The organism is Agromyces intestinalis, assembly GCF_008365295.1.
Classification (GTDB): Bacteria; Actinomycetota; Actinomycetes; order Actinomycetales; family Microbacteriaceae; genus Agromyces; species Agromyces intestinalis.
Genome location: NZ_CP043505.1, coordinates 271047 through 295387, shown reverse-complemented (window position 1 = coordinate 295387; position 24341 = coordinate 271047). Strand labels below are relative to the sequence as shown.

The 24341-nt window shown below is 70.8% G+C and carries 25 protein-coding genes; 15 read left to right on the top strand and 10 right to left on the bottom strand.

What is annotated here, in order from left to right:
• Positions 1-19: 19 nt before the first annotated feature.
• Complete coding sequence (locus FLP10_RS01400; RefSeq protein WP_149159242.1) at positions 20-433, bottom strand: YchJ family protein; 414 nt, start codon at positions 431-433, stop codon at positions 20-22.
• A gap of 177 nt (positions 434-610) precedes the next feature.
• On the opposite strand from FLP10_RS01400, the gene FLP10_RS01395 reads away from it, so the two are divergent.
• Positions 611-1435: an aggregation-promoting factor C-terminal-like domain-containing protein gene (locus tag FLP10_RS01395; protein WP_246150117.1), complete on the top strand. Its 825-nt coding sequence runs from the start codon at positions 611-613 to the stop codon at positions 1433-1435.
• 4 nt (positions 1436-1439) lie between these two features.
• Here the strand turns inward: FLP10_RS01395 and FLP10_RS01390 are convergent, their stop codons facing one another.
• From FLP10_RS01390 to FLP10_RS01380, 3 genes are read right to left on the bottom strand one after another with little or no spacing between them, the layout of a single operon-like run.
• Positions 1440-2141 carry an NAD(P)H-hydrate epimerase gene (locus FLP10_RS01390; protein ID WP_246150115.1) on the bottom strand — a complete coding sequence of 234 codons (702 nt, stop codon included), beginning with the start codon at positions 2139-2141 and terminating at the stop codon, positions 1440-1442.
• A gap of 2 nt (positions 2142-2143) precedes the next feature.
• Positions 2144-2437: a GNAT family N-acetyltransferase gene (locus FLP10_RS01385; RefSeq protein WP_149159241.1), complete on the bottom strand. Its 294-nt coding sequence runs from the start codon at positions 2435-2437 to the stop codon at positions 2144-2146.
• A gap of 38 nt (positions 2438-2475) precedes the next feature.
• Entirely contained in the window at positions 2476-2850 is a 375-nt protein-coding gene (locus tag FLP10_RS01380) for an RNA-binding S4 domain-containing protein (RefSeq protein WP_149159240.1), read from the bottom strand.
• Between the two features lie 71 nt (positions 2851-2921).
• Between FLP10_RS01380 and FLP10_RS01375 the strand changes: the two genes are divergently transcribed.
• Positions 2922-3374: an NUDIX domain-containing protein gene (locus FLP10_RS01375; protein WP_149159239.1), complete on the top strand. Its 453-nt coding sequence runs from the start codon at positions 2922-2924 to the stop codon at positions 3372-3374.
• A 9-nt stretch (positions 3375-3383) separates the two neighbouring features.
• On the opposite strand, the gene FLP10_RS01370 is transcribed toward FLP10_RS01375, so the two are convergent.
• The gene (locus tag FLP10_RS01370; protein ID WP_149159238.1) at positions 3384-4208 is read right to left on the bottom strand and encodes a DUF1295 domain-containing protein; all 825 of its coding nucleotides are present in this window, start codon (positions 4206-4208) and stop codon (positions 3384-3386) included.
• Positions 4209-4240: 32 nt separating this feature from the next.
• On the opposite strand from FLP10_RS01370, the gene FLP10_RS01365 reads away from it, so the two are divergent.
• The 4 genes from FLP10_RS01365 (at position 4241) to FLP10_RS01350 (ending at position 6763) form a co-directional block, all read left to right on the top strand.
• Positions 4241-4837 (top strand): CDP-alcohol phosphatidyltransferase family protein, encoded by a 597-nt coding sequence (locus FLP10_RS01365; RefSeq protein WP_149159237.1) that lies wholly within the window; start codon positions 4241-4243, stop codon positions 4835-4837.
• Between the two features lie 29 nt (positions 4838-4866).
• Entirely contained in the window at positions 4867-5376 is a 510-nt protein-coding gene (locus FLP10_RS01360) for an FHA domain-containing protein (protein ID WP_149159236.1), read from the top strand.
• 85 nt (positions 5377-5461) lie between these two features.
• The gene (gene ftsR, locus FLP10_RS01355) at positions 5462-6097 is read left to right on the top strand and encodes a transcriptional regulator FtsR (protein WP_246150325.1); all 636 of its coding nucleotides are present in this window, start codon (positions 5462-5464) and stop codon (positions 6095-6097) included.
• Between the two features lie 111 nt (positions 6098-6208).
• Positions 6209-6763, top strand: coding sequence for a MerR family transcriptional regulator (locus FLP10_RS01350; RefSeq protein ID WP_149159234.1), 555 nt, complete (start codon positions 6209-6211; stop codon positions 6761-6763).
• A gap of 67 nt (positions 6764-6830) precedes the next feature.
• On the opposite strand, the gene FLP10_RS01345 is transcribed toward FLP10_RS01350, so the two are convergent.
• On the bottom strand, positions 6831-7682 hold the full coding sequence (locus tag FLP10_RS01345; protein ID WP_149159233.1) for a ParA family protein: 852 nt from the start codon (positions 7680-7682) through the stop codon (positions 6831-6833).
• An 89-nt stretch (positions 7683-7771) separates the two neighbouring features.
• Between FLP10_RS01345 and FLP10_RS01340 the strand changes: the two genes are divergently transcribed.
• The 3 genes from FLP10_RS01340 (at position 7772) to def (ending at position 13088) form a co-directional block, all read left to right on the top strand.
• Positions 7772-11176: a pyruvate carboxylase gene (locus FLP10_RS01340; protein WP_149159232.1), complete on the top strand. Its 3405-nt coding sequence runs from the start codon at positions 7772-7774 to the stop codon at positions 11174-11176.
• Between the two features lie 116 nt (positions 11177-11292).
• The gene (locus FLP10_RS01335) at positions 11293-12585 is read left to right on the top strand and encodes a MinD/ParA family ATP-binding protein (RefSeq protein WP_246150113.1); all 1293 of its coding nucleotides are present in this window, start codon (positions 11293-11295) and stop codon (positions 12583-12585) included.
• 11 nt (positions 12586-12596) lie between these two features.
• Positions 12597-13088 carry a peptide deformylase gene (gene def, locus FLP10_RS01330; RefSeq protein ID WP_149159230.1) on the top strand — a complete coding sequence of 164 codons (492 nt, stop codon included), beginning with the start codon at positions 12597-12599 and terminating at the stop codon, positions 13086-13088.
• A 77-nt stretch (positions 13089-13165) separates the two neighbouring features.
• Here the strand turns inward: def and FLP10_RS01325 are convergent, their stop codons facing one another.
• The gene (locus FLP10_RS01325) at positions 13166-14998 is read right to left on the bottom strand and encodes an AMP-dependent synthetase/ligase (protein WP_149159229.1); all 1833 of its coding nucleotides are present in this window, start codon (positions 14996-14998) and stop codon (positions 13166-13168) included.
• A 146-nt stretch (positions 14999-15144) separates the two neighbouring features.
• On the opposite strand from FLP10_RS01325, the gene FLP10_RS01320 reads away from it, so the two are divergent.
• From FLP10_RS01320 to FLP10_RS01310, 3 genes are all read left to right on the top strand, one after another.
• On the top strand, positions 15145-16110 hold the full coding sequence (locus FLP10_RS01320) for an ROK family glucokinase (RefSeq protein ID WP_149159228.1): 966 nt from the start codon (positions 15145-15147) through the stop codon (positions 16108-16110).
• A 30-nt stretch (positions 16111-16140) separates the two neighbouring features.
• Entirely contained in the window at positions 16141-16830 is a 690-nt protein-coding gene (locus FLP10_RS01315; RefSeq protein WP_149159227.1) for a lysophospholipid acyltransferase family protein, read from the top strand.
• 126 nt (positions 16831-16956) lie between these two features.
• Positions 16957-18285: a class II 3-deoxy-7-phosphoheptulonate synthase gene (locus FLP10_RS01310; RefSeq protein ID WP_149162018.1), complete on the top strand. Its 1329-nt coding sequence runs from the start codon at positions 16957-16959 to the stop codon at positions 18283-18285.
• A gap of 21 nt (positions 18286-18306) precedes the next feature.
• Here FLP10_RS01310 and pknB read toward each other — a convergent pair whose 3' ends face one another.
• Together pknB and FLP10_RS01300 are read right to left on the bottom strand one after the other, a co-directional pair.
• Entirely contained in the window at positions 18307-20190 is a 1884-nt protein-coding gene (gene pknB, locus FLP10_RS01305) for a Stk1 family PASTA domain-containing Ser/Thr kinase (RefSeq protein ID WP_425457639.1), read from the bottom strand.
• 120 nt (positions 20191-20310) lie between these two features.
• Positions 20311-21414, bottom strand: a complete 1104-nt coding sequence (locus FLP10_RS01300) for a lytic transglycosylase (RefSeq protein ID WP_149159225.1) — start codon at positions 21412-21414, stop codon at positions 20311-20313.
• 160 nt (positions 21415-21574) lie between these two features.
• Between FLP10_RS01300 and FLP10_RS17655 the strand changes: the two genes are divergently transcribed.
• Positions 21575-21913 (top strand): Rv2175c family DNA-binding protein, encoded by a 339-nt coding sequence (locus tag FLP10_RS17655; RefSeq protein ID WP_149159224.1) that lies wholly within the window; start codon positions 21575-21577, stop codon positions 21911-21913.
• Positions 21914-21964: 51 nt separating this feature from the next.
• Here FLP10_RS17655 and FLP10_RS01290 read toward each other — a convergent pair whose 3' ends face one another.
• Positions 21965-23053, bottom strand: coding sequence for a polyprenyl synthetase family protein (locus FLP10_RS01290; protein WP_149159223.1), 1089 nt, complete (start codon positions 23051-23053; stop codon positions 21965-21967).
• 75 nt (positions 23054-23128) lie between these two features.
• On the opposite strand from FLP10_RS01290, the gene FLP10_RS01285 reads away from it, so the two are divergent.
• Together FLP10_RS01285 and mraZ are read left to right on the top strand one after the other, a co-directional pair.
• Positions 23129-23506: a DUF3040 domain-containing protein gene (locus FLP10_RS01285; protein ID WP_149159222.1), complete on the top strand. Its 378-nt coding sequence runs from the start codon at positions 23129-23131 to the stop codon at positions 23504-23506.
• A 300-nt stretch (positions 23507-23806) separates the two neighbouring features.
• Positions 23807-24238: a division/cell wall cluster transcriptional repressor MraZ gene (mraZ, locus tag FLP10_RS01280; protein ID WP_149159221.1), complete on the top strand. Its 432-nt coding sequence runs from the start codon at positions 23807-23809 to the stop codon at positions 24236-24238.
• Positions 24239-24341 lie beyond the last annotated feature (103 nt).

Below are 24341 nucleotides of genomic sequence, written 5' to 3'. Positions count from 1 at the left end.
CGAGTCCCGCCGTCGGCGCTCAGCCGACCTCGCCGTCGACGTAGCACCACCGACCCGCCTCGCGGACGAACCGGCTGGTCTCGTGCAACCGACCCCGTTCAGCGCCGTCGCGCCACGACGCGACGAACTCGACCACGCCGTCGCGGTCGAACGGGCCGCCGCGCTCGGTGCGCAGGATCGCGAGCGCCCGCCATTCGAGGTCGGGGTCGAGTTCGAGCTCGGTCGGCCGGGTCGACGCATGCCACGTGGCGACGAGATACCCGGCGTCGCCGACGACGTACGCGGTGTACCGCGATCGCATCAGCTGGGCGGCGGTCGGGGCGGGAGCGCCGGCCAGGAACGGCGCGCAGCATGCGCCGAACGCGTCGCCCGAGCCGCACGGGCACCGGTCGGCGTCGGCGGGGCGTCGGACGGATTCGGAGGAACTCGGCACTCCCTGATTCTGCCCCGTGCCGGCGAGGGAGCGTGGTCGCGCTCCCACGACTTCATCAGGCAGAACTGAGGATCCGTACAGATTCGACGTGCAGAGTGTCGGACTTGTGTGTGCGCTCCGGCTCGGAGGGCGCAACCCGACCCGGATCTCCGATCCATCCGAGCGCCCGAACCAACTATGCGCAATACCGATGTGAACACGCTCGAAACAACCGCCCCCCAGACCCGCCGGAGCCTGAGGCTCCACCGCACCGGCCGACGACGCCTCATCGTCGCCGGCGCGATCGCCGCCGCCGGCCTCATCGTCGGCACCGGCTTCACCGTGCAGGCCGCGGCCGAAAGCCAGGCCCGCATCGAGGCGACCGCCGCGATCACGAACGCGACGGGCCTCGACCACGGCCAGCTCGGCGCCTACCGCAACATCGCCGCCGCGAAGGCCATCGACACCGCGAAGGACACCCTGTCGGTCGCGGCCGACACGCTCGCCGCCGCCGACGGCAAGGTCGACGCGTCGGGCCTCGCCGCCTCGGTCGCGTCGCTCGGCGAATACGAGACGCTACCGACCGAGAAGGTCATCGACCTCACCGTCCAGACCAAGACCGAGGCCGAGAAGGCGCTCGCCGCGGTGCAGGAGTTCGACCGCGTCCAGGCTGAGCAGGCCGCGGCCGCCGCCGCAGCGCAGGCCGCCGCGAACACCCCCGATGGCGCCCGCGCGTACGCCGCCGACCTGGCCGCCTCGCAGTACGGCTGGGGCGCCGACCAGTTCTCGTGCCTGAGCAATCTCTGGCAGAAGGAGTCGGGCTGGAACTACCAGGCGTACAACGCCTCCAGCGGCGCGACCGGCATCCCGCAGTCGCTGCCGGGCGAGAAGATGGCCACCGCCGGTGCCGACTGGCAGACCAACGCCCGCACCCAGATCGCCTGGGGCCTCGACTACATCCAGCGCGCGTACGGCTCGCCGTGCAGCGCGTGGGGTCACTCGCAGTCGATGAACTGGTACTGATCGCTCACGCCCGCTCGACGAGCGGGGACATGGTCGACAGCTCGGGCCCGAGCCCGAGGTCGACGAGCTCGAGCCGGCCCGCGTACTGCGCGGCCGGCTCGAGCAGCAACCCGGCCTTCACCGCACCGAACGTCACGGTCAGATCTGCGCGCAGCACGGTCGGGTCGGGCACCGTTCCGTCATCGGGGTGGATGCCGCTCGGCAGGTCGACCGCGATCACGACGGGCCGGTCCGAAGGGTCGGATGCCTCGAGCCGCGCCTGCACGGCACGCACGATCTCACGGGCGGTGCCGCGAAGAGCCGGCGCCGTGCTCGTGCCGGTACCGAGGATGCCGTCGACGACGACCGCGGCGTCGGCAGCCGCCTCGGCGATCGCCGCGGCATCCGCCCCGTCGTCGCCGACGAACCGAGCGCCCGCCGCGCGTACGGCTGCCTCGCCGGCCGGGTGGCGCCGCGGCGCGACCGGGGCGACGAGTACCCCGACGCCCTCGTCGGCGAGGGCGGCACCCGCGAAGAGTGCGTCGCCGCCGTTATCGCCCGGCCCGACGAGCAGCAGCACCGCCCGCCCGCTTCGGCCCCCTTCGGCGCGTTCGCGACGGATCGCGGCGGCGAGGGCGGCCGCCGCGCGTCGCATCAGCGGTTCGCCCGCGGCGAGGTGCGGCGCCTCGGCTGCGCGGACCTGGGCGGCGGAGTAGCCGGCGACCACGGTCAGGCCACCCGCGGGTCGAGCAGGTGCGCCCGGTCGGGGTGCCGATCGAACCACTCGCCGACGTACCAGCAGCTCGGCACGATCTTCAGCTTCGCGGTGCGTTCGACGTCGTCGACCGCGAACGCGACGAGCTCGCCGGCCAGGCCCGCGCCGCGGTACGGAGGATTGGTGAAGGTGCGATGGAACGACACGGCGTCGCCGAGCACCCGGTAGTCGAGCACGCTCGCGATCCGGCCGTCGACGAGCAGCACGAAGCGGTGGGCGTCGGGCTCGTGTGCGAACTGCTTCTCCACGGGTTCAGGCTACGCCGATCGCCCGATGCGCCCCAGTCTCACCGTCGACGCAGGCGGTCGAGTTCGCGCCGCTCGCGCTTGGTCGGCCGGCCCGCGCCCCGCTCGCGCAGCACCGCGGCCGGTGCCTCCTCGCGCGGAGGCGGCGCGGGCGTCAGGTCGTCGAGCGCGGTAGCGGCGAGTGCCGCCGAGACGCGCTTCACGATCGTGCGACGAACGACCAGGTGCCGGTCGACGCCGTGCACCCGCACGCGGACCTCGTCGCCCGCCCGCACCGGCTGGGCGGCCTTCGCCCGCTCGCCGTTCACCCGGACGTGACCCGCGCGGCAGGCGGCCGTCGCCGCCGAGCGGGTCTTGAACTGTCGGACCGCCCACAGCCACGCGTCGATGCGCGCGGATGCCTCGTCGCCGGTCATACCCTCAGCCTACGTGTCACCGAACGACGCGCCACGCGGAGCCGACCGCGACGGTGCGCCATGCTGGGAAGATGCGCGGTTCGAGCGGCGACGCCTGGGTTGAAGGTCCCGACGGCACCCGGTACTGGGGTCGATTCGGGGCGGCCGGCCTGCTCGCGGTCACCGCCGGTCGCGAGGTGCTGCTGCAGCATCGTGCCGAGTGGAGTCACTTCGGGGGCACCTGGGGCATCCCCGGGGGCGCACGCCACGAGCACGAGACCGCGGTCGGCGCGGCGATCCGAGAGGCGCACGAAGAGGCGGGGGTGCCGGCCGAACTCGTCCAGGTGCGGTTCAGCACCGTGCTCGACCTCGGGTTCTGGAGCTACACGACCGTCGTCGCCGACGTCATCCGGCGATTCGAGCCGGTCGCCGGCGACGCCGAGAGCATCGAGCTGCGATGGACACCGGCCGACGAGGTCGCGGCGCTGCAGCTGCACCCGGGGTTCGCGGCAGCCTGGCCCTCGCTGCGCGACCGGATCTTCTGAGCGAGCTGCTCAGACCGCCGACTCGGCGGCGGCACGCTCGCGCGCCGGGAACCACGGCACGAGCATGGAGGTGCGGCGGCGGTAGTCGTCGTAGCCGGGGTGGCGCGAGCGCGAGATGCTCTCGGTGAACACCGTCGACCCGATGAACAGCAGCGTCAGCAGCAGTGCGCCGGCGATCGTCCAGTGCAGCCAGACGCCGGTCGCCGCGACCGCGAAGCCGTAGAACACCCACCACTGCGCCTGTTCGAAGAAGAAGTTCGGATGCCGCGAGTACCGGAACAGCCCGGTCTGCAGGAACCCCGGCTCGGGCGTGCGGCCGGCGGCGCGCTCGGCCGCCTTCCAGCGGTGGAAGTTCCACTGCTGCTGGTCGGCGATCGTCTCGCCGACCAGGAACGCGAGGAACACCGCGGCGAGCAGCACGTCCCATCCGCCGATCGGGGTGTCGGAGACCGCGGCGGTCGCTGCGGGCAGACAGAACGCGAGGATCAGGGCGTTCTGGTAGATCGAGATGAAGAGCAGGTTGAACGTCTGGTACGCCCACCCCGGCATGCGGCCCTGCAGGATCTTCCACCGGTAGTCCTCGCCGCCGGGGCGGTAGCCGCCCTTGCGCCAGAAGTTGTAGGTGAGCCGGATGCCCCAGAGCGTCACGAGCACCGCCATCAGCACGAGGCGGGGCGCGAACGCGGCGGCCGCGGCGAAGATCCAGACGTAGGCGATGGGAGCGATCGACCAGATCCGGTCGACCCACGAGTACTCGCGGGTGATGACCGAGAGCAACCAGGTCGCCGCGGTGATCGTGCCGCACAGCACCAGACACACGAGGAGGGGGTCCATGCCGCGATTCTACGGATCGATAGGATCGACGTGTGGGTGGGACCGCGAACGGCGAAGCCGACCGAAGGGTCTGGACGATTCCGAACGTGCTCAGCATGCTCCGGCTCGCACTCGTCCCCGTATTCCTGGTGTACCTCGTACTCGGCGACTACGTGGCCGCGCTCATCGTGCTCGTCGCGGCGAGCCTCAGCGATCTGCTCGACGGATTCCTCGCGCGACGACTGAACCAGGTCACCCGTCTCGGCCAGCTGCTCGACCCTGCCGCCGACCGGCTGTACATCTTCGCGGCGCTCGTCGGCCTCGCGGCCGGCGGGTTGGTGCCCTGGTGGATCGTGGTCGTCGTGGTGGCCCGCGACGTCTTCCTGCTCGTGCTCGGGATCGTGCTCGCCAACCACGGCTACGGGCCGCTGCCGGTGCACCAGCTCGGCAAGGTGGCCACCTTCGCGCTCTTCTTCGGACTCCCGGTCATCATGCTCGGGCTCGCGGTGCCCGCACTCGAGCCGATCACCGAACCCGTGGGCTGGGCGATCACGCTGTGGGGCGCGTTCCTCTACTGGTGGGCCGGCGTGATCTATGCGATCGAGACCGCGCGAGTCATCCGCATTGCACCTGTAGCACCCGACGTGTGATCCGATACGCTTGAAAACGGAGGTGGCCCGTGGCGGAAGCAGACTTCAGCAACGACGACGACCGTGCCGCGCAGCACGACTCGTCGACGCCGACCAGTGATCTCGGTCGTTCCGACGACACGACGATCGGCTTCAGCCGAGAGGCCGCTGCCGCGCTGAGCGCCCTCGACGCCGACATCACCGCAGAGGAGCAGGAGGCGATCGCCGCACTGCCCTCGGGGTCGGCGCTGCTGATCGTGCGACGCGGGCCGAACACCGGCGCCCGGTTCCTGCTCGACACCGACGTCACCACGGTCGGTCGGCACCCCGACGCCGACATCTTCCTCGACGACGTCACCGTCTCGCGCAAGCATGCCGAGTTCGTACGCCACCGCACGGCGTTCGAGGTCAAAGACCTCAGCTCGCTGAACGGCACCTACTACGACGGCGTGCGCATCGAGACCGCGCTGCTCACCGACGGCGCCGAGGTGCAGATCGGCAAGTACCGACTCACCTTCTACGCATCCCGCCGCGACCTCGCGCCTGCGACGGGCGGTTGAGCGTGACCGCACGACCCGGAGACGCGCCCTAGTGGCGGGCACGACCGCCCCTCGACCCTCCTCAGACCGAGCACCGCTGCTCGGCATCGGCCAAGTGCTGGCCGGACTCCAGCCCGAGTTCCCCGAGCTCACTCCGTCGAAGCTCCGCTTCCTCGAAGAGCAGGGGCTCGTCTCGCCGTCGCGCACGCCGGCCGGATACCGCAAGTTCTCGCCCGACGACCTCGAGCGCATCCGCTTCGTGCTGTCGATGCAGCGCGACCACTACCTGCCGCTCAAGGTGATCCGTGCGCACCTCGAGGCGATCGACGAGGGGCGCACGCCCGCGCTGCCCGGGGCGACCGCGGCACCGGTGCGCACGCCCGCGACCCGACTGCGCCGTGACGAGCTCCTCGCGGCGGCGGGCGCGCCCGCGACGCTGCTCGACGACGCCGTGTCGGCAGGCCTCATCGCCCCCGCCGAGGTCTACGGCGATGACGCCGTCGCCGCGCTGCGCGCACTGGCCGCGCTTCGCGCCGCCGGCATCGAGCCCCGGCACCTGCGGAGCATCCGGGTCGCGGCCGAGCGCGAGGCATCCCTCGTCGAACGAGCCGTGGCACCCGCCCGTCGCCCCGACCCGGCCGGTCAGGCCCGGGTCGCGGAGCGCGCCCTCGAACTCGCCCGCCACCTCGAGACCGTGCACCGGCAGGTCGTGCGTCAGGCCGTGTCGAAGATCGTCCGCTGAGCCGCGACACGCCCATGACGATCGGCCCGATGTGCTTGGTGGCGACCCGACCGGTCGGTAGCGTTGAGGATGCCCCGTCGGGGTGCGGGTGCGAGAGTGAGGGGCGATCCGATGACTGAGCTCGATCGGAGCGAGCGCACGCGCTACGACCTCGGCGTGCTCTTCACCGACGGCCTGCCCGAGTACGACGACGGCACGGGATATCGCGGTGCCATCGCGGCGAAGGCCGCCGGCATCAGCTACCGCCAGCTCGACTACTGGGCCCGCACCGAGCTCGTCGAGCCGACCGTCCGAAGTGCCGCGGGTTCGGGTACGCAACGGCTGTACGGATTCCGCGACATCCTCGTGCTGAAGCTCGTCAAACGCCTGCTCGACACGGGCATCTCGCTGCAGCAGATCCGTACCGCGGTCACGCAGCTTCGCGAGGCGGGAGTCGAGGATCTCGCCCAGACCACCCTCATGAGCGACGGTGCGAGCGTCTATCTGTGCACCAGCGACGACGAGGTCATCGACCTCGTCAACCGCGGCCAGGGGGTGTTCGGCATCGCGGTCGGCAAGGTGCTGCGCGAGGTCGAGTCCACGCTCATCGAACTCGACACCCAGTCGCCCGACCAGGTCGACGAGCTCGCGGCACGGCGCACCGCGAGATCACGCAAGATCTCCTGAACCGCGGCGCGTCGCTGCGAGCGCGGGCTGATCGGGCGAGGTGGACTGACGCGCGCCGCGCTGCTATTCAGTGCGCGCCCGACTCGAGCGGCAGCTGCGTCGGGCCGGTGAGCGGCTGCTGGGCGAACTCGCCGATGCGGGCGGTGCGCAGCACGCGCTCGAGCAGTTGGTCGAAGTGCGCCGACATCTCTTCGGCGCTCTCGCCCGGCCACATGTGCAGCGGCTTGGCCGCGCCCTGCGCCTGCTGAAGCGAGGTGCGCTCGGGCAGCTGGGGCGAGAGCACGAGCGGACCGAACATGTCCCGCAGCTCTTTGATGCGGAACTGGTGCTCGAGCGATTGCACGCGGGCCCGGTTCACGATGATGCCGAGCGGCTGGAGTCTGGGGGACAGACCCCGACGGATCTCCTCGATCGCGCGGAGCGCGCGGTCGGCAGCGGCGACCGAGAACAGGCCCGGCTCGGTCACGACGGCCACGCGATCGCTGGCGGCCCACGCCGTGCGGGTCAGCGCGTTGAGCGACGGCGCGCAGTCGATGAGCACGAGCTCGTAGTCGTTCTCGACGTTGGCGAGCGCCTCTTCGAGCTTCCAGATGTCGCGGATCGAGGGGTGCGGACCGTCGAAGTTGATGGCCGACGGGCTGCCGATCATGACGTCGATCGTCGACTGCGGGTTCTGACGGGCCCAGCCGCTCGGGGCGATCGCCGAGCGCACGATGCGCTCCTTCGGCGAGGCGAGGACGTCGGCCACGTTGAGGTGGCCGGCCACCTGGATGTCCATTCCGGTCGAGACGTCGGACTGCGGATCCAGGTCGACGACAAGCGTGCGCACCCCGCGCGCGAAGGCTGCCGACGCCAGTCCGAGGGTGACGGTGGTCTTGCCGACCCCGCCCTTCAGAGAACTGACCGAGAGAACGTGCACGAACAGATACGTTACCTTTGATCGGCGGGCGCTACCTCCGCGTTCGCTGAGCGAGTCCCCACTGCTGAGAACTGCTGAGAAAGGTCTCGATGTTCACCAAGATCCTGGTCGCCAATCGCGGTGAGATCGCCATCCGAGCGTTTCGCGCGGCCGTCGAGCTCGGGGCCAAGACGGTCGCCGTCTACCCCTACGAGGACCGCAACTCGCTGCACCGGCTGAAGGCCGACGAGGCGTATCAGATCGGTGAGCCGGGGCATCCGGTTCGCGCCTACCTCGACGTCGCCGAGATCATCCGAGTCGCCAAGGAGTCGGGGGCCGACGCCATCTACCCCGGGTACGGGTTCCTCTCCGAGAACCCCGAGCTCGCGCAGGCGGCGGCCGACGCCGGCATCGCGTTCATCGGCCCGACGAAGTCCGTGCTCGAGATGGCGGGCAACAAGGTGACGGCGAAAGAGCACGCGATCGCCGCGGGCGTGCCGGTGCTGAAGTCGACGGCGCCGTCGCGCGACATCGAGCTGCTCGTGTCGCAGGCCGACGAGATCGGATTCCCGATCTTCGCGAAGGCGGTCGCGGGCGGCGGCGGGCGCGGGATGCGCCGGGTCAACACGTTCGACGAGCTGCGTCCCGCGCTCGAGGAGGCGATGCGCGAGGCCGACAGCGCGTTCGGCGACCCGACGATGTTCCTCGAGCAGGCGGTGCTGCGACCGCGCCATATCGAGGTCCAGATCCTCGCGGATGCCACGGGCGAGACGGTGCACCTCTTCGAGCGCGACTGCTCGGTGCAGCGCCGCCACCAGAAAGTCATCGAGATCGCGCCGGCGCCGAACCTCTCCGACGAGGTGCGTCAGTCGCTCTACCGTGACGCGGTGGCGTTCGCGCGCTCGATCGGGTACGTGAACGCGGGCACCGTCGAGTTCCTGCTCGACACCGCGGGCGAGCGGGCCGGGCAGCACGTGTTCATCGAGATGAACCCGCGCATCCAGGTCGAGCACACCGTCACCGAAGAGGTCACGGACGTCGACCTCGTGGTGTCGCAGATGCGCATCGCGGCGGGCGAGACGCTCGCCGACCTCGGGCTTCGGCAGGATGACATCCGGCTCCGTGGCGCGGCGCTGCAGTGCCGCATCACCACCGAGGACCCGACCGCGGGCTTCCGCCCCGACACCGGCAAGATCACCACCTATCGCTCGCCGGGCGGTGCCGGGATCCGCCTCGACGGCGGTACCACGGCGGCGGGTTCGCAGATCAGCCCGCACTTCGACTCGATGCTCGCCAAGCTCACCTGCCGCGCGCGCGACTACCCGGCGGCCGTCGCCCGCGCACGTCGTGCCCTGGCCGAGTTCCGGATCCGCGGCGTCTCCACGAACATCTCGTTCCTCCAGGCCGTGCTCGACGACCCGTCGTTCATCGCCGGCGACCTCAGCACCTCGTTCATCGAGGAGCGCCCGCAGTTGCTTCGCGGCCGGGTGTCGAAGGACCGCGGCACCAAGATCCTCAACTGGCTGGCGGATGTCACGGTGAATCAGCCGAACGGCGCCGCCCCGATCAGCGTGCGGCCCGTCGACAAGCTGCCGTCGATCGACCTGGCTGCTCCGGCGCCCGACGGCTCGCGTCAGCGACTCCTCGAGCTCGGCCCGGCCGGGTTCGCGGCGGCGCTCCGCGCCCAGACGCCGCTCGCGGTCACCGAGACGACCTTCCGCGACGCACACCAGTCGTTGCTCGCCACCCGCGTGCGCACGAAGGACCTGGTCGCGGTGGCACCGTACGTCGCCCGGCTCACGCCGGGCCTGCTCTCGGTCGAGGCCTGGGGTGGTGCGACCTACGACGTCGCGCTCAGGTTCCTCGGCGAAGACCCGTGGGAGCGCCTCGCCACGCTGCGCGCGGCCCTGCCGAACGTCGCGATCCAGATGCTGCTGCGGGGGCGCAACACGGTCGGGTACACGCCGTACCCGACCGAGGTGACCGACGCGTTCGTTCGCGAGGCCGCGTCGACGGGTGTCGACATCTTCCGCATCTTCGACGCCCTGAACGACATCTCGCAGATGCGCCCGGCGATCGACGCCGTGCTCGAGACCGGGCATGCCGTCGCCGAGGTCGCGCTCTGCTACACGGGCGACCTGCTCGACCCCGCCGAAGACCTGTACACGCTCGACTACTACCTGCGCCTCGCCGACGAGATCGTCGAGGCCGGCGCGCACGTGCTCGCGATCAAGGACATGGCGGGCCTGCTGCGCCCCGCGGCCGCCGAGCGGCTCGTCGGGGCGTTGCGCGAGCGCTTCGACCTGCCGGTGCACCTGCACACGCACGACACCGCCGGCGGCCAACTCGCCACGCTGCTCGCGGCGAGCCGCGCGGGGGTCGACGCAGTCGACGTCGCGAGTGCGCCGATGGCGGGCACGACCAGCCAGCCCTCCGCGTCCGCGCTGGTCGCCGCGCTCGCGCACACCGAGCGCGACACCGGCCTCTCGTTGCAGGCCGTCAGCGACCTCGAGCCCTACTGGGAGGCGGTACGCCGCCTGTACCGCCCGTTCGAGTCGGGGCTGCCGGGCCCGACCGGCCGCGTGTACCACCACGAGATCCCCGGCGGGCAGCTCTCGAACCTGCGCCAGCAGGCGATCGCACTCGGCCTGGCCGACGACTTCGAACTCATCGAGGACATGTACGCGGCGGCGAACGCCATCCTCGGCCGAGTGCCGAAGGTGACCCCGTCATCGAAGGTGGTCGGCGACCTGGCACTGCACCTCACCGCGGTGCGCGCCGACCCCGCCGACTTCGAGGCGCACCCCGAGAAGTACGACATCCCCGACTCCGTGATCGGCTTCATGGCGGGCGAGCTCGGCGATCTGCCGGGCGGTTGGCCCGAGCCGTTCCGCACGAAGGTCCTCGCCGGGCGCGACGTACGCGTCTCGGTGAACGAGCTGAGCGACGACGACCGCGCCGCGCTCGAGGCCGACAGCGTCACGCGTCGCGCGCGGCTCAACACGCTGCTGTTCCCGGCGCCGACGCGCCAGTTCGAGCAGATCCGCGAGCTGTTCGGCGACCTGTCGGTCGTCGACACCGCCGACTACCTGTACGGCCTGCGCCCCGGCCAGGAGCACGTCATCGAGATCGACCGCGGAGTCCGGCTCTACGCGGGGCTCGAGGCCATCGGCGAGGTCGATGAGAAGGGCATGCGCACGGTCATGACCACGCTGAACGGCCAGTTGCGGCCGGTCTTCGTGCGTGATCGCTCGGTCGCGATCGAGGCCCGCTCGGCCGAGAAGGCGGATGCCTCGCAGCCGGGCCAGGTGCCCGCGCCGTTCTCGGGCGTGGTCACGCTGCAGGTCGATGAGGGCGCCGAGGTGGCCGCCGGTCAGGCCGTCGCATCGATCGAGGCCATGAAGATGGAGGCGGCGATCACGTCCCCCATCGACGGGGTCGTCGAGCGGGTCGCCATCCCGAAGACGCAGCAAGTCGAGGCCGGAGACCTGATCGTCGTGGTGCGTGCGCGCTAGGCTGGGGCATCGTTCCGCTGGAGAGAGGGGTCTCGGTGGTTGAGCAACAGGATGGACAGTTCCGTGCGGGTCGTACCGGCGGGCACGGGGGAACCGGAGCATCGGGTCGATACGCCGTGGATGATCGCCGGCAGGGCGGTGCCGATCTTCCCGAGAGCCTGAGCGTTCGGGTCGATCTGCCCCCGGCGCCCGTGCGCGAGGTGCCGGCCGACGAGGTGGCAGTCTCGATCGACGACGTCGCGGTGAATCCCGGCGAGATCGCGCCGACCACCCGCTCGATCGAGGTCGTGGCCAGCGGCGGGGGATACCTCGGCGCCCATCGGCGTGACGCGTCGCCCTACGGCGCGCTGCTCGCCGCCGATGCCGACGCACGGCGCGACTCCCGGGTCGACCCGCGAGCCGACACCGGCGCCCATGCCGCCGTGGTCGAGGTGTCGACCCAGCCCGCGTTGCCGGCGGAGGCCCCCGAGCCGAGCGAATCGCTCACCGCCGATCGGCTGATCGACGTCACGCGTGCCACCCGGCCGGTTCCGCACGGCGGGTTCAACCGGTTCCTGTACGAGGCGACGTTCCACGTCGTGAACCTCGGCGACTCGGCGAAGGTGCGCGCCCACAAAGCCATGAACGAGCGCATCGGCCGACGGTTCGAGGGCGGTGCACGCTTCGTGCCGGTGCTCACCCGCAAGGGCGGCGTCGGCAAGACGACCGTCACGACGCTGCTCGGCATGGCCCTCGCCGATGCCCGCGACGACCGTGTCATCGCCATCGACGCGAACCCCGACCGCGGCACCCTCGCCGAGCGCGTCGACCGCCAGACCCGCGAGACGGTGCGCGGGGTCGTGGCCAAGGCCTCGTCGATCGGCGGCTACACCGACTTCTCGACATTCGTCTCGCGCGACGAGACGCGTCTCGACATCCTCGCGTCGGACACCGACCCGCACCTGTCGGAGGCGTTCGACGACGACGACTACAACATCGTCGCCGCGCTGGCGGCGCGCTACTACTCGATCGTGCTCACCGACTGCGGCACGGGCATCGTGCACGCGGTCATGCGCTCGACCCTCGAGCGCGCCGACTCGATCGTGATCGTGTCGGGCGGCAGCGTCGACGAGGCGCGTCTCGCGTCCGAGACGCTCACCTGGCTCGAGGCGAACGGGTACGGCGAGCTCGTCCGCAACGCGGTCGTCGCGATCAACCTCGCCACCCAGGGCACACACCTCGTGAAGGTCGACGAGATCGAGGCGCACTTCGCGTCGCGAGTCCGTGAGATCGTCCGCATCCCCTATGACCCCCAACTCGCCGCCGGATCGGTGGTGCACTGGCAGGGACTCCGCCAGGTCACCCGCGACGCCGCGCGCGAGCTCGCCGCCCTCGTGGTCGAGGGCCTGCCCGTCGAGCGCGGGCACTGATCGGAGCATCCGTGCCGGAACGACCCATTCGCCTGTTCGGCGACCCCGTCCTGAAGACCGTCTCCGCCCCCGTCGAACAGATCGACGACGGTGTGCGCGCGCTGGTGGCCGACCTGATCGACAGCGTGCGCCTGCCCGGCCGAGCCGGCGTCGCCGCGTCGCAGATCGGCGTGAACCTGCGCGCGTTCAGCTACAACGTCGACGGCGAGGTCGGGTACGTCATCAATCCCGAGATCGTGGAGGTCTCGGGCGAGGTCGAGAAGATCGACGAGGGGTGCCTCTCGGTGCCGGGTCTCTGGCACAAGACCCCTCGCTACGCGTATGCGCGGGTGCGGGGGATCGACCTCGACGGCAACGAGATCGAGGTGGCGGGCACCGGGCTGATGGCGCAGGCGCTGCAGCACGAGACCGACCATCTCGACGGGCTGCTCTACCTCGACCGGCTGGAGCCGGCCGAGCGCCGCGTCGCGATGCGTCAGGTGCGCGAGTCCGACTGGTTCTGAGCGGGCGACGCCCGTCAGATGCAGGAAGAGGGGCCCCGCGGCATCGCCGTGGGGCCCCTCGTGGTCGAAGCCGGTGCTCAGCCGGCCGTCGAGATGCCCTCGGTAGCCGGGGCGCCCGAGTACATCTCCTCGATCGAGACGGCGAAGTCCTCGAGGATGACGTTGCGCTTGATGCTGAGCTTCGGCGTCAGGTGGCCGCTGGCCTCGGTGAGCTCGAGCGGCAGCACGGTGAACTTGCGGATGGACTCGGCGCGCGACACGGTCTCGTTCGCGGCATCGATGGCCCGCTGCACCTCGGCGAGCACGGCGGGGTTGCGGGTGGCCTCGTCGAGGCTCATGCCGGCGTCCTCGCCGTTGTTGTTCAGCCACACCGGCAGCATCTCGGGGTCGAGCGTCACGAGCGCCGAGATGAACGGCTTGCGGTCGCCGACCACCACGACCTGCCCGACGAGCGGGTTGGCGCGGATCGGGTCTTCGAGCGCTGCCGGCGAGACGTTCTTGCCGCCCGCCGTGACGATGATCTCTTTCTTGCGGCCGGTGATGGTGAGGAACCCGTCGTCGTCGAACGCGCCGAGGTCGCCGGTCTTGAACCATTCGCCGTCGAACGCCTCGGCGGTCGCCTCGGCGTTCTGCCAGTAGCCCTGGAAGACGTTGATGCCCTTGACGAGGATCTCGCCGTCGTCGGCGACGCGTACGCCCACCCCGGGCAGCGCGGGCCCCACGGTGCCGATCTTCGACTTCTTCGCCAGGTTGACCGTCGCGGGGGCGGTGGTCTCGGTGAGGCCGTAGCCCTCGAGGATCGTGATGCCGAGCGCGTGATAGAAGTGGCCGAGGCGCGCGCCCAGCGGCGCCGAGCCCGAGACGGCGTACTTGACCTTGCCGCCCATCGCGGCGCGCAGCTTGCCGAACACGAGCACGTCGAACAGCTTGAACTTGAGCTTCAGCCCGAATGGCACCGAACCCGATTCGAGCGCGGTCGAGTAGGCGACCGCCGTGTCGGCCGCACTGCGGAAGATCTTGCCCTTGCCGCCGGCCTCGGCCTTCTGCTCGGACACGTTGTAGACCTTCTCGAACACCCGCGGCACCGCGAGCAGGAAGGTCGGCTGGAAGCTGCCCAGCGAGGGCAGCAGCTGCTTGGTGTCGGGCTGGTGGCCGACGCGCACACCCCCGTGCACGCAGAGCACCGAGATGAATCGCGCGAACACGTGCGCGGTCGTGATGAACAGGAGCGTCGAGGCACCGTTCGGGTCGAGCACGACCTCTTCGAGCGCGACCGCGGCGTTGCGGCTGAGCTCGACGAAGTTCGAATGGGTGAGCACCGAGCCCTTGGGCCGGCCGGTGGTGCCCGACGTGTAGATGAGGGTGGCGATGTCGGCGCCCTTGGCGAGCTTGCGGCGACGCTCGATCTCATCGTCGGAGACCCCGGTGCCGCCCGCGGCGAGCTTGTCGAGGTCGCCGAGGTCGATCTGCCAGACGTTGCGGATCGCGGGCAGGTCGGGGTGCACCTCGTCGAATCGGGCGAAGTGGTCGGCGGTCTCGGCGATCATCGCGATCGCACCCGAGTCGCTGAGGTTCCACCGCACCTGCGCGGGGGAGCTGGTCTCGTAGACCGGCACCAGGATGGCGCCCGCGAACCAGGTCGCGAAGTCGATCAAGGTCCACTCGTAGCGGGTCTTGCTCATGAGGCCGATCTTGTCGCCCGGCTGGATGCCGGCGGCCACGAGGCCCTTCGCGAGCGCGATCACCTGGTCGTAGAACTCGCGCGTGGTCACGGGCGACCAGCCGCCGTCGGCGGTGGGCAGCGAGAACAGCACCGAGTCGGGCGTCGCGGCGACCCGCTCGACCAGCAGATCGGTCGTGTTCGCGTCAGGATCGGCGGGGACGAGCGCTGGGGTTTCGAATTCGATCACGGTAGCTCCTTCGGCACCGGGAGGGTGGTACGGGGGTTTCGGGTCGCCGCACGGTTCCTCGGCATGGGGTTGACTACACTCTAGTCGGTGCGTCGACGGCTCTGTCGGGGCATCCCCACCCACCCCTGACCCGGAGGACGACACGCGTGTCCCTTGCGATCGGCATCGACATCGGCGGCACCAAGATCGCGGGGGCGGTGATCGACGAGCTCGGTGAGATCGTCGACGCCGAGCGGGTGCCCACCCCTCTCGAACCCGGCGCTCTCGAAGACGCGGTGGTCGAGATGATCACCCGCCTGCAGTCGCACCACGAGGTCGCGGCGGTCGGCGTCGCGGCTGCCGGCTTCGTCGATGCAGCCCAGTCGACGGTGTTCTATGCGCCGAACATCGACTGGCGCAACGAACCGCTGCGCCAGAAGCTCGAAGCGCGCGTCGGAACGACCGTCGTCGTCGACAACGACGCGAACGCGGCGGGCTGGGCGGAGTTCCGGTTCGGTGCCGGGCGACTCGTGAGCGACATGGTGATGCTCACGATCGGCACCGGGGTCGGCGGAGCGATCGTCGCGAACGACCACCTCTTCCGCGGCGGGTTCGGCGCGGGCGCCGAATTGGGCCACCTTCGGCTCGTTCCCGGCGGGTACGCGTGCGGGTGCGGCCAGCACGGATGCCTCGAGCAGTACGGGTCGGGGCGTGCGCTGCTGCGCATGGCCGATGAGATCGCCGACGCCGGCGGCATCGGGCAGCGTCTCGCGCGCGTTCGCGACGAGCATGGTGCGCTCGACGGCCGTCTGATCGGTGCGCTCATCATGGAGGAGGACGCCGGCGCCATCGCCGCCCTGCGCCAGCTCGGCCACTGGATCGGCGAGGCGTCCGCGAGCCTCGCCGCGGTGCTCGACCCGCAGCGATTCGTGATCGGCGGGGGAGTGGCCGATGCCGGCGAGCTGCTGCTGGATCCGATTCGCGAGGCCTTCCGCCAGCACCTCCCGGCGCGCGGCTACCACCCCGAGCCCGACTTCGTGATCGCCGAGCTCGTGAACGACGCCGGGGTGGTCGGCGCGGCCGACCTCGCGCGCGTGCACGTCGCCGATCGCGTCCAGCGGGCCGGCGAGTAGGCTGAGCCAGGACCGCGGAAGGAGTCCGGGTTGTTCTACTGGATCATGAAGCACATCGTGGTCGGCCCGATCGTGCTGGCGATCTTCCGCCCGTGGGTGACGGGGCTCCGGAACATCCCGACGACCGGCCCCGTGATCCTCGCCTCGAACCACCTGTCGTTCATCGACTCGATCTTCCTGCCGCTCGTGGTCGACCGCCCCGTGGTCTTCCTCGCGAAGAGCGAGTACTTCACCGGCCGGGGGCTGAAGGGCTGGGCCACGCGGATGTTCTTCCAGTCGGCCGGCCAACTGCCGATCGACCGCTCGGGCGGCAAGGCGTCCGAAGCCTCGCTCAACACCGGCTTGCGGGTGCTCGGCGAGGGGCGGGTGCTCGGCATCTACCCCGAGGGCACCCGCAGCCCCGACGGCAAGCTGTACCGCGGCCGCACCGGCGTCGCGCGCATGGTGCTCGAGTCGGGCGCGCAGGTGATCCCCGTCGCGATGATCGGCACCGAGGCGGTTATGCCCATCGGCACCCGGCTGCCGCGGATCCGTCGCATCGGCATCATCATCGGCGAACCGCTCGACTTCTCGCGGTTCGCCGGCATGGAGGGCGATCGCTTCGTGTTGCGGAGTGTGACGGACGAGCTCGTGCACCACCTGCGTCGGCTCAGCGACCAGGAGTACGTCGACGTCTACGCGACCTCCGTGAAGGAGCAACGCGCCTCGCAGTCGCGCTAGGCTCGAAGATCGGGTGCCCTGCGGGACATCCGTCATCGAACCCACCCGCGCCGTCGCGCGCCCGAACCGATTCAGGACGAACCAGTGGACCAGCTCGTCGAGCCCGTAGTGAACGCAGATCCCTCCGTGATCGCGGGCCTCGACTATTGGCGCACGCTGCCGATCAAGCAGCAGCCGCAGTGGTCCGACCTCGACGAGTTGCACGCCGCATCGGCCGAGCTCGCCACGCTGCCGCCCCTGGTGTTCGCCGGCGAGGTCGACATGCTGCGCGATCGGCTGGCGGCGGCCTCCCGCGGTCAGGCGTTCCTGCTGCAGGGCGGCGACTGCGCCGAGACGTTCGCGGGTGCCACGGCCGACCAGATCCGCAACCGGGTCAAGACCGTGCTGCAGATGGCGGTCGTGCTCACGTACGGCGCATCGATGCCGGTGGTGAAGATGGGGCGCATGGCCGGCCAGTTCGCCAAGCCCCGCTCGAGCGATTCCGAAACCCGTGGCGATGTGACGCTGCCGGCGTACCGGGGCGACATCGTGAACGGCTACGACTTCACGGCCGAGTCGCGAACAGCCGACCCTCGGCGTCTGGTGCGCGGCTACCACATGGCCGCCTCGACGCTGAACCTGATCCGTGCGTTCACGCAGGGCGGCTTCGCCGATCTGCGCCAGGTGCACCAGTGGAACCGCGGCTTCGCCGCGAACCCGGCGAACATCCGCTACGAGAAGCTGGCCCGCGAGATCGATCGCGCGGTGAAGTTCATGGAGGCGTGCGGTGCCGACTTCGAGGAGCTGAAGCGCACCGAGTTCTACACCGGTCACGAAGGCCTGCTCATGGACTACGAGCGGCCCATGACCCGCATCGACTCGCGCACCGGAACGCCGTACGACACGTCGGCGCACTTCCTCTGGATCGGCGAGCGCACGCGCGAGCTCGACGGCGCGCACGTCGACTTCCTCTCGCGTGTGCGCAACCCCATCGGCGTGAAGCTCGGCCCGACCACGACCCCCGAGGTGATGCTCGAGCTCGTCGAGAAGCTCGACCCCAACCGCGAACCGGGTCGGCTCACGTTCATCACGCGCATGGGCGCGGGGAAGATCCGCGACGCGCTGCCGCCGCTGCTCGAGGCGATCAAGGCGAGCGACGCGAACCCGCTGTGGGTCACCGACCCGATGCACGGCAACGGCATCACCACGCCGACCGGCTACAAGACTCGACGCTTCGACGACGTGGTCGACGAGGTGCGCGGGTTCTTCGAGGCCCACCGCGACGCGGGCACGCACCCGGGCGGCATTCACGTCGAGCTCACGGGCGACGATGTCACCGAGTGCCTGGGCGGCAGCGAGCACATCGACGAGGCCACCCTCGCGACGCGGTACGAGTCGCTGTGCGACCCCCGCCTGAACCACATGCAGTCGCTCGAGCTCGCATTCCTCGTGGCCGAGGAGCTCGCCGCACGCTGATCGCGGTGCCGGGGATCCGGGTCAGCCGAAGTTGACCTGGATCTCCGAGCCGCGCTTGACACGCTCGCCCGCGGCGGGCGACTGCACGGTCGCCACGACCGCGCCCTCGAGGAATTCGGGAACGTTGGAGCTCACGGCGAATTCGAGTGCTTCGAGCTGCGCGCGCGCCTGCGCGACCGTCTGCCCGGTGATCACGTTCGGCACCTCGACGAGATCGGGCCCCTTGGAGACGACGAGCGTGACGGTGTCGCCGGGGCGCATCGGGTCGGCGTTCGGGGTCTGGGAGACCACGATGCCCGCCTCGACGTCGTCGCTGAACACGTCGTCGCCGTAGTCGACCGTGAGCCCGGCGTCGACGAGCGCGGCCTCGGCGTCGGCGGCGGGCATACCCGTGACGGCGGGGATCGCCCCGGCCGACACGACGAGGGTGATGGCGCCGCGCTCGGGGTAGGTGGCGGGCAGGGGTGCGCCGTCGCCGTCGAGCAGCGCGATGACGGTGTCGACGGGGGCGTCGCCCGAGTACTGCTGCACGATGTCGTCGGCGACGGCGAACTCGACGAGGTGCGCGCGGGCGTCGGCCTGGCTCATGCCGACCACCTGGGGCACGTCGAGGATCCGCGGGCCGAGCGACACGAAGAGGTGCACCTGCGATCCGCGCTGCGCGCTGGCACCGGCCTCGGGATCGGTGCCCGATACGAGGCCTGCGGCGATCACGGGGTCGTTGCGCTCGTCGGGCACGACCGAGAAGCCGCTCTGCTGCAGCAGCGCGGTCGCCTCGTCGGGCGAGAGGGACGCCGTCTCGGGCACGGTCTCGAAGGCGCCCGGGCCGGCGCCGAAGTACCAGCCGGTTCCGGCGGCGAGCCCCGTGAGCACCAGCACGAACGCGAAGATCCAGTATCCGCGCCGGCGGCGACGTTGCGTGAGCGCGGTGAGCTTCGAAGCATCCGTCTCGCCGGTCTCGCCCACCTCGTCGACGAGTGGTGCGTCCGCGACCGCGGGGTCGAGCACCCGGGTGGCCGCGAGCGGGGCGGTCTCGGTCATCGCACTCGAGAGGGGGATGCTCGCGAACGGTGCGGCGGCGGTTCCGCGGACGACGGGCTCGATCTCACGGAGGCGCAGCAGCAGTTCGCGCGCGTCGGCGGGGCGGTCGTGCGGGTCGCGCGCGGTCGCCCAGCGTACGAGCTCGTCGAGCTCGTGCGGGACGGCCGGGTTCTTCGACGAGGGCACCGGCACGCTGTCGTTCGCGTGCTGGTAGGCGATCTGCATCGGCGCTTCGCCGACGTAGGGCTGCTCACCCGTGAGCATCTCGTACATCATGATGCCGAGCGCGTAGATGTCGCTGCGGGCGTCGGCCACGCCGCGCGTGACGAGCTCGGGGGAGAGATACGCGATGGTGCCGAGCAGCGCCTGGCCGGTCGCGGTGTTCGCCGAGACGGCCCGAGCGAGTCCGAAATCGCCGAGCTTGATCCGGCCGTCGTCGGCCAGCAGCACGTTCTCGGGCTTCAGGTCACGGTGCACGATGCCGGCCTGGTGCGCAGCGGCGAGGCCCGCGACCACGGCGTCCATGATGTCGACGGTCTGCTCGGGGGTGAGCCGCTTGTAGTCCTTCAGCAGGTCGCGCAGCGTGATGCCGGGCAGGTACTCCATGACGAGGTACGCCATGTCGGCGTCCTGGCCCTGGTCGAATACGTTCACCACGTTCGGGTGGGCGAGCCGAGCTGCCGAACGCGCCTCCTGCACGAACCGGGTCTTGAACGTGTTGTCGTCGGCGAGGTGGCCGTGCATGATCTTGATCGCCACGCGGCGCTCGAGACGCAGGTCGGTCGCCAGATACACCGTCGCCATGCCGCCCCGCGCGATGCGCGACCGCACCTGATAGCGGCCGTCGATGAGACGGCCGATCATGGGATCGGGCGGCGACGTGGTCACCGTTCGAGTGTAGGGATCTGGGCATTCCCCGCGCCGGATACACACCGGGCCGCCGCGGATCGCAATCCCATCGTGATCCTCTGGCTCGGCGGGGTGTCAGCCGAGCTCGGCGAGCCAGGCACTCGCCTGCTCCTCCCACTTGGCGTAGCGCTCGGGGTGGGCGCTGATCTGCACGGCCTGGGCGGCCTGCGTGAGCGTCATCGATTCCCATCCGGGTACATCGAGCAGGCCGCGGGTACGACCCGGGTTGGGGTTCGCATCGCCGCCGTAGAACGCCGTCGTCGCCCGCACCGGATCCATGACCTCCTCGGGGGTGCCCCAGCCCTGACTCGGCCGCTGCTGGAAGAGCCCCAGTGAGTCGGCATCTCCGGTGGGGGAGTTCTTCAGGCCCGACTCCTGCGCCGCCGCGGCGAGCGCGATCACGATGCCCCGGTCGGGCACGCCGAGGCTGCGGCCGATCTCGATGATGGTCACCGCGTTCTGCCGGGTCTCGTCGTTGAGGGGCATCGAGACGGATGCCACGGGCTCGACGGGTTCCGCGGGACCCGGCGCGGGCGTGGGTTCGGGTGCTGGCGCGGGTTCGGATACGGGTTCGGGCGCGGGCGCCGAGGCAGTCGCGCCGAGCGGAAGCACCAGTTGCTCGCCCGGGAAGATGAGGCTCGTGCGGTCGAGTCCGTTGGCGCTCAGGACGGCGCCGACGTCGAGGCCGTGCGCATCGGCGATGCCGATGACGGTGTCGCCCTCGACGACCGTGTGCCGGGTCAGGTCGGGAGCGGTGGTGGGCGGTGGTTCGTGCGGCTCGCCGCCGGCTCGCAGCAGCAGGCGCTGGCCGGGGAAGATGAGCGTGGACCAACCCAGCCCGTTCAGCGCGAGCACCTCGGCGGTGGCGAGCCCGAACCGCTCGGCGATGCCGCTCACGGTGTCGCCGGCCACGACCACGTACTCCGCCGGAGCGCTGCCGGCCACCGTCGCGTGCGGGCTCGAGTGCGGGCGGTGGGACTCGGCCTTCGGCTTCGGCTGGCGCTTGGGTGCCGGCGGCGCGGCCGCGTCGGCGGGCGGCGCGATGCCCAGCGTGACCGCCACCGCACCGAGCACCGCGATCGGCGTGGCGAGGATGCGTCGAAGCCGTCGCGGCTCGGCCTCGCTCGCCTCGCCCGACCCGACGGTTCCGCGTCGGCGCGGGTGTCTCCGACCCTCCATCGTCCCCCCTTGCGATGTCGTGCCAGGCGTCACGCTCGCACAGCGGCCGGGACGAGTCAACGACCTCGGCGCGGGTCGCCCCGACCGGCCGGACCGGACGGGCTCGAGCGAGGCATCCGACCGCTTCCCGACCGGCCGCGGGTCATGGCAGGCTTGGATCGTGACCGAAGCACCCGCGACCGAGTGGCTGACCGTACCCGACCTCGTCGAACTCCTTGGCCAGAGCCCGAGCCGCGTGCGCCGGCTGATCGCCGACCGCTACCTGCTCGCAGCCCGCGTCGACGGGGTGCTGAAGGTGCCGGCCGCGTTCCTGCGCGACGACGCACCGCTGCCCGAGCTGCACGGCACCGCGATCGTGCTCGCCGATGCGGGCTTCACCGATGACGAGTCGCTCGAGTGGCTGCTGGCGGTGGACGACAGCCTGGGCACGACGCCGATCGAGGCCCTGCGCTCGGGTCGCAAGAGCGAGGTGCGCCGGGTCGCGCAGGCGCTCGCCTGACCTGCGCGGTCTCGCTCGACTCGTGCGGCGGGCCCGCCCCCGAAACGGGGCTCAGCTCGATCGGCGGGTGACCGAGGCGCCGAGCGCTCGGAGCTCGGCCTTCGCCGCGTCGTCGACGGGTGCGTCGTCGAGGGCGGCGTATGCGCGCTCGAGCTGCGCGGAGATGATCGTCTCGACCTCGTCGACGGCGCCGCATCGCGCGATCGTCTGCTGGAGGGTGGCGACCTGGCCTGCGGTGAGCGCGGGGTCGCCGAGCAGCTCGTCGAGGATGCGACGCTGCCCGGCGCCGAGGCGCTCGCGCGCGATCGCGACGAGCAAGGTGCGCTTGCCCTCCCGGAGGTCGTCGCCGGCGGGCTTGCCCGTGAGCGCGGGGTCGCCGTAGACGCCGAGTAGATCGTCGCGCAGCTGGAATGCGACGCCCAGCGGCAGGCCGAAGTCGGCGAGCGCATCGGCGACGATCGGTGCGGACCCTCCGATCGCGGCGCCGATGCGCAAGGGAGCGACGATGCTGTACTTCGCCGACTTGTAGACGACGACTCGCTCAGCGAGCTCGCGCTGGGCGTGCTCGCCGCGGGTCGACCACGCGCGCTCCTCGAGGATGTCGAGGTACTGCCCGGCGGCGACCTCGGTGCGCATGCGCATGAACTCGGCGCGGGCCAGGCGGGCGGCTGTGCGGTCGTCGAGCAGCGAGAGGGCCTCGTCGAGCAGTTCGTCGCTCCAGCCGAGGATCAGGTCGCCCAGCAGGATCGCGGCCGCCCGGCCGTACTCGGCCGCGTCGCCGTTCCAGCCCGAATCGGCGTGCAGCCGCTCGAACAGCCGATGCGCGGACGGGGCGCCGCGACGCGTGTCGGAGTTGTCGATGAGGTCGTCGTGCACGAGGGCGGCGGCGTGGAAGAGCTCGAGCGCGGCCGCAGCGGCCACCACGGGTGCCGGGTCGAGGTCGGCGGGTCCGGCCGCCGCTCGCCACCCCGCGTGGCAGAAGCGTGCGCGGAATCGCTTGCCGCCGCTGAGAAAGCGCCTTGAGAAGTCGAGCGGAGCACCCAGGTCGGGGCTGATGTCGACGAGAATCGAACCACGGTCGGCGAGGAACTCCTCGATCCGGGTCTGGACGAGGTCGACGAGTCGGGAACCGTTGGCCACCCGCCTAGCCTAGCGACGGCCCTCGGCGCTAGAATGCGGGAAGGATGCGTCGATCCCGAACCTGAGGGGAATGAGATGCCGCTTTCAGAGCAGGAGCAACGTCTTCTCGAGGAGATGGAGCGCAACCTCTACCGCAATGACGCCGACTTCGTGGCCGCCGTCGGCGGGCGAGGTCGCCCCAACTATCGATCGATCGTGCTCGGAATCCTGCTCGCGCTCCTCGGCGTGGGCGGCCTCATCGCCGGCGTCGCTCTGCAGCTGTTGATCGTCGGAATCATCGGGTTCGCGCTCATGTTCGCCGGCGTGCTCATCGCCATCACCCCGGGCAAGCGCAGCGCTGCCGGGGCATCGCCGGCCGGGCCGCCGCCGTCGTCGTCGGGCACGCGGGGCCAGCGCGGCTTCATGGACCGGTTGAACGACCGCTGGGATCGCCGCCAGGAGGGCGGCGAGTAGCCCTCCACTTCCCACCACCTGAACGGGTCGATCGAATGATCGGCCCGTTTTCGGCGTTCCGGGCGCGGGTGCGGGGCATCCGCAGCGACGGTGACGCACGCTCGCAGGCCAGCGGCAGCGCCTGACGCGCCCGGTTGCGCGAAATCCCTCCACTTCCATCCACCCACGAGAATCCGCGCGATTCCGCGGGTGTCGAGACCCCGGAAGTGGTGCTGAATCCTCCGCGTCGTTGCTGAGTGGAGGAGAGTGGAGTAAAGTGGCGCTACCTGGATCCCTGGCCGGAGGAAAGGGGGTGGCGCAGTGTTCCTCGGGACGTACGAGCCGAAGCTCGATGAGAAGGGCCGCGTCATTCTTCCGGCGAAGTTCCGGGACGAACTGTCGAACGGTCTCGTGCTCACACGCGGGCAGGAACGCTGCGTCTACGTGTTCAGCGCGAGGGAGTTCGAGAGCATGAGCGACAAGATCCGCCAGGCCCCCGTGACGAGCAAGCAGGCGCGCGACTACATGCGCGTCTTCCTGTCAGGGGCATCCGCGGAGACCCCCGACAAGCAGAACCGGGTCATCATCCCCGCCACGCTCCGCGCGTACGCGGGGCTCGAACGCGACCTCGCCGTCATCGGCGCCGGGAGCCGGGTGGAGATCTGGAATGCGCAGGCGTGGCAGACATACCTCGCCGAGCAGGAGGCGGCCTTCGCGGAGACGGCGGAGGAGGTGATTCCGGGGCTCTTCTGAGTCCCCTGGGCCCGACTCCCAGCCGTCGACCTGAGGCACTTCCCCGCTTCAGGACGAACGGATGGGGATCGGGCCCCGGGGCCCAGAAAGACCGGAACGGATC

Bases quoted from the DNA above. Each gene is read 5' to 3' on its own strand.
- FLP10_RS01395 (WP_246150117.1), top strand. From the start codon at position 611: ATGCGCAATACCGATGTGAACACGCTCGAAACAACCGCCCCCCAGACC.
- FLP10_RS01380 (WP_149159240.1), bottom strand. From the start codon at position 2,850: ATGACCGGCGACGAGGCATCCGCGCGCATCGACGCGTGGCTGTGGGCG.
- FLP10_RS01375 (WP_149159239.1), top strand. From the start codon at position 2,922: ATGCGCGGTTCGAGCGGCGACGCCTGGGTTGAAGGTCCCGACGGCACC.
- FLP10_RS01370 (WP_149159238.1), bottom strand. From the start codon at position 4,208: ATGGACCCCCTCCTCGTGTGTCTGGTGCTGTGCGGCACGATCACCGCG.
- FLP10_RS01350 (WP_149159234.1), top strand. From the start codon at position 6,209: ATGACTGAGCTCGATCGGAGCGAGCGCACGCGCTACGACCTCGGCGTG.
- FLP10_RS01340 (WP_149159232.1), top strand. From the start codon at position 7,772: ATGTTCACCAAGATCCTGGTCGCCAATCGCGGTGAGATCGCCATCCGA.
- pknB (WP_425457639.1), bottom strand. From the start codon at position 20,190: ATGATCGGCCGTCTCATCGACGGCCGCTATCAGGTGCGGTCGCGCATC.
- FLP10_RS01300 (WP_149159225.1), bottom strand. From the start codon at position 21,414: ATGGAGGGTCGGAGACACCCGCGCCGACGCGGAACCGTCGGGTCGGGC.
- FLP10_RS01285 (WP_149159222.1), top strand. From the start codon at position 23,129: ATGCCGCTTTCAGAGCAGGAGCAACGTCTTCTCGAGGAGATGGAGCGC.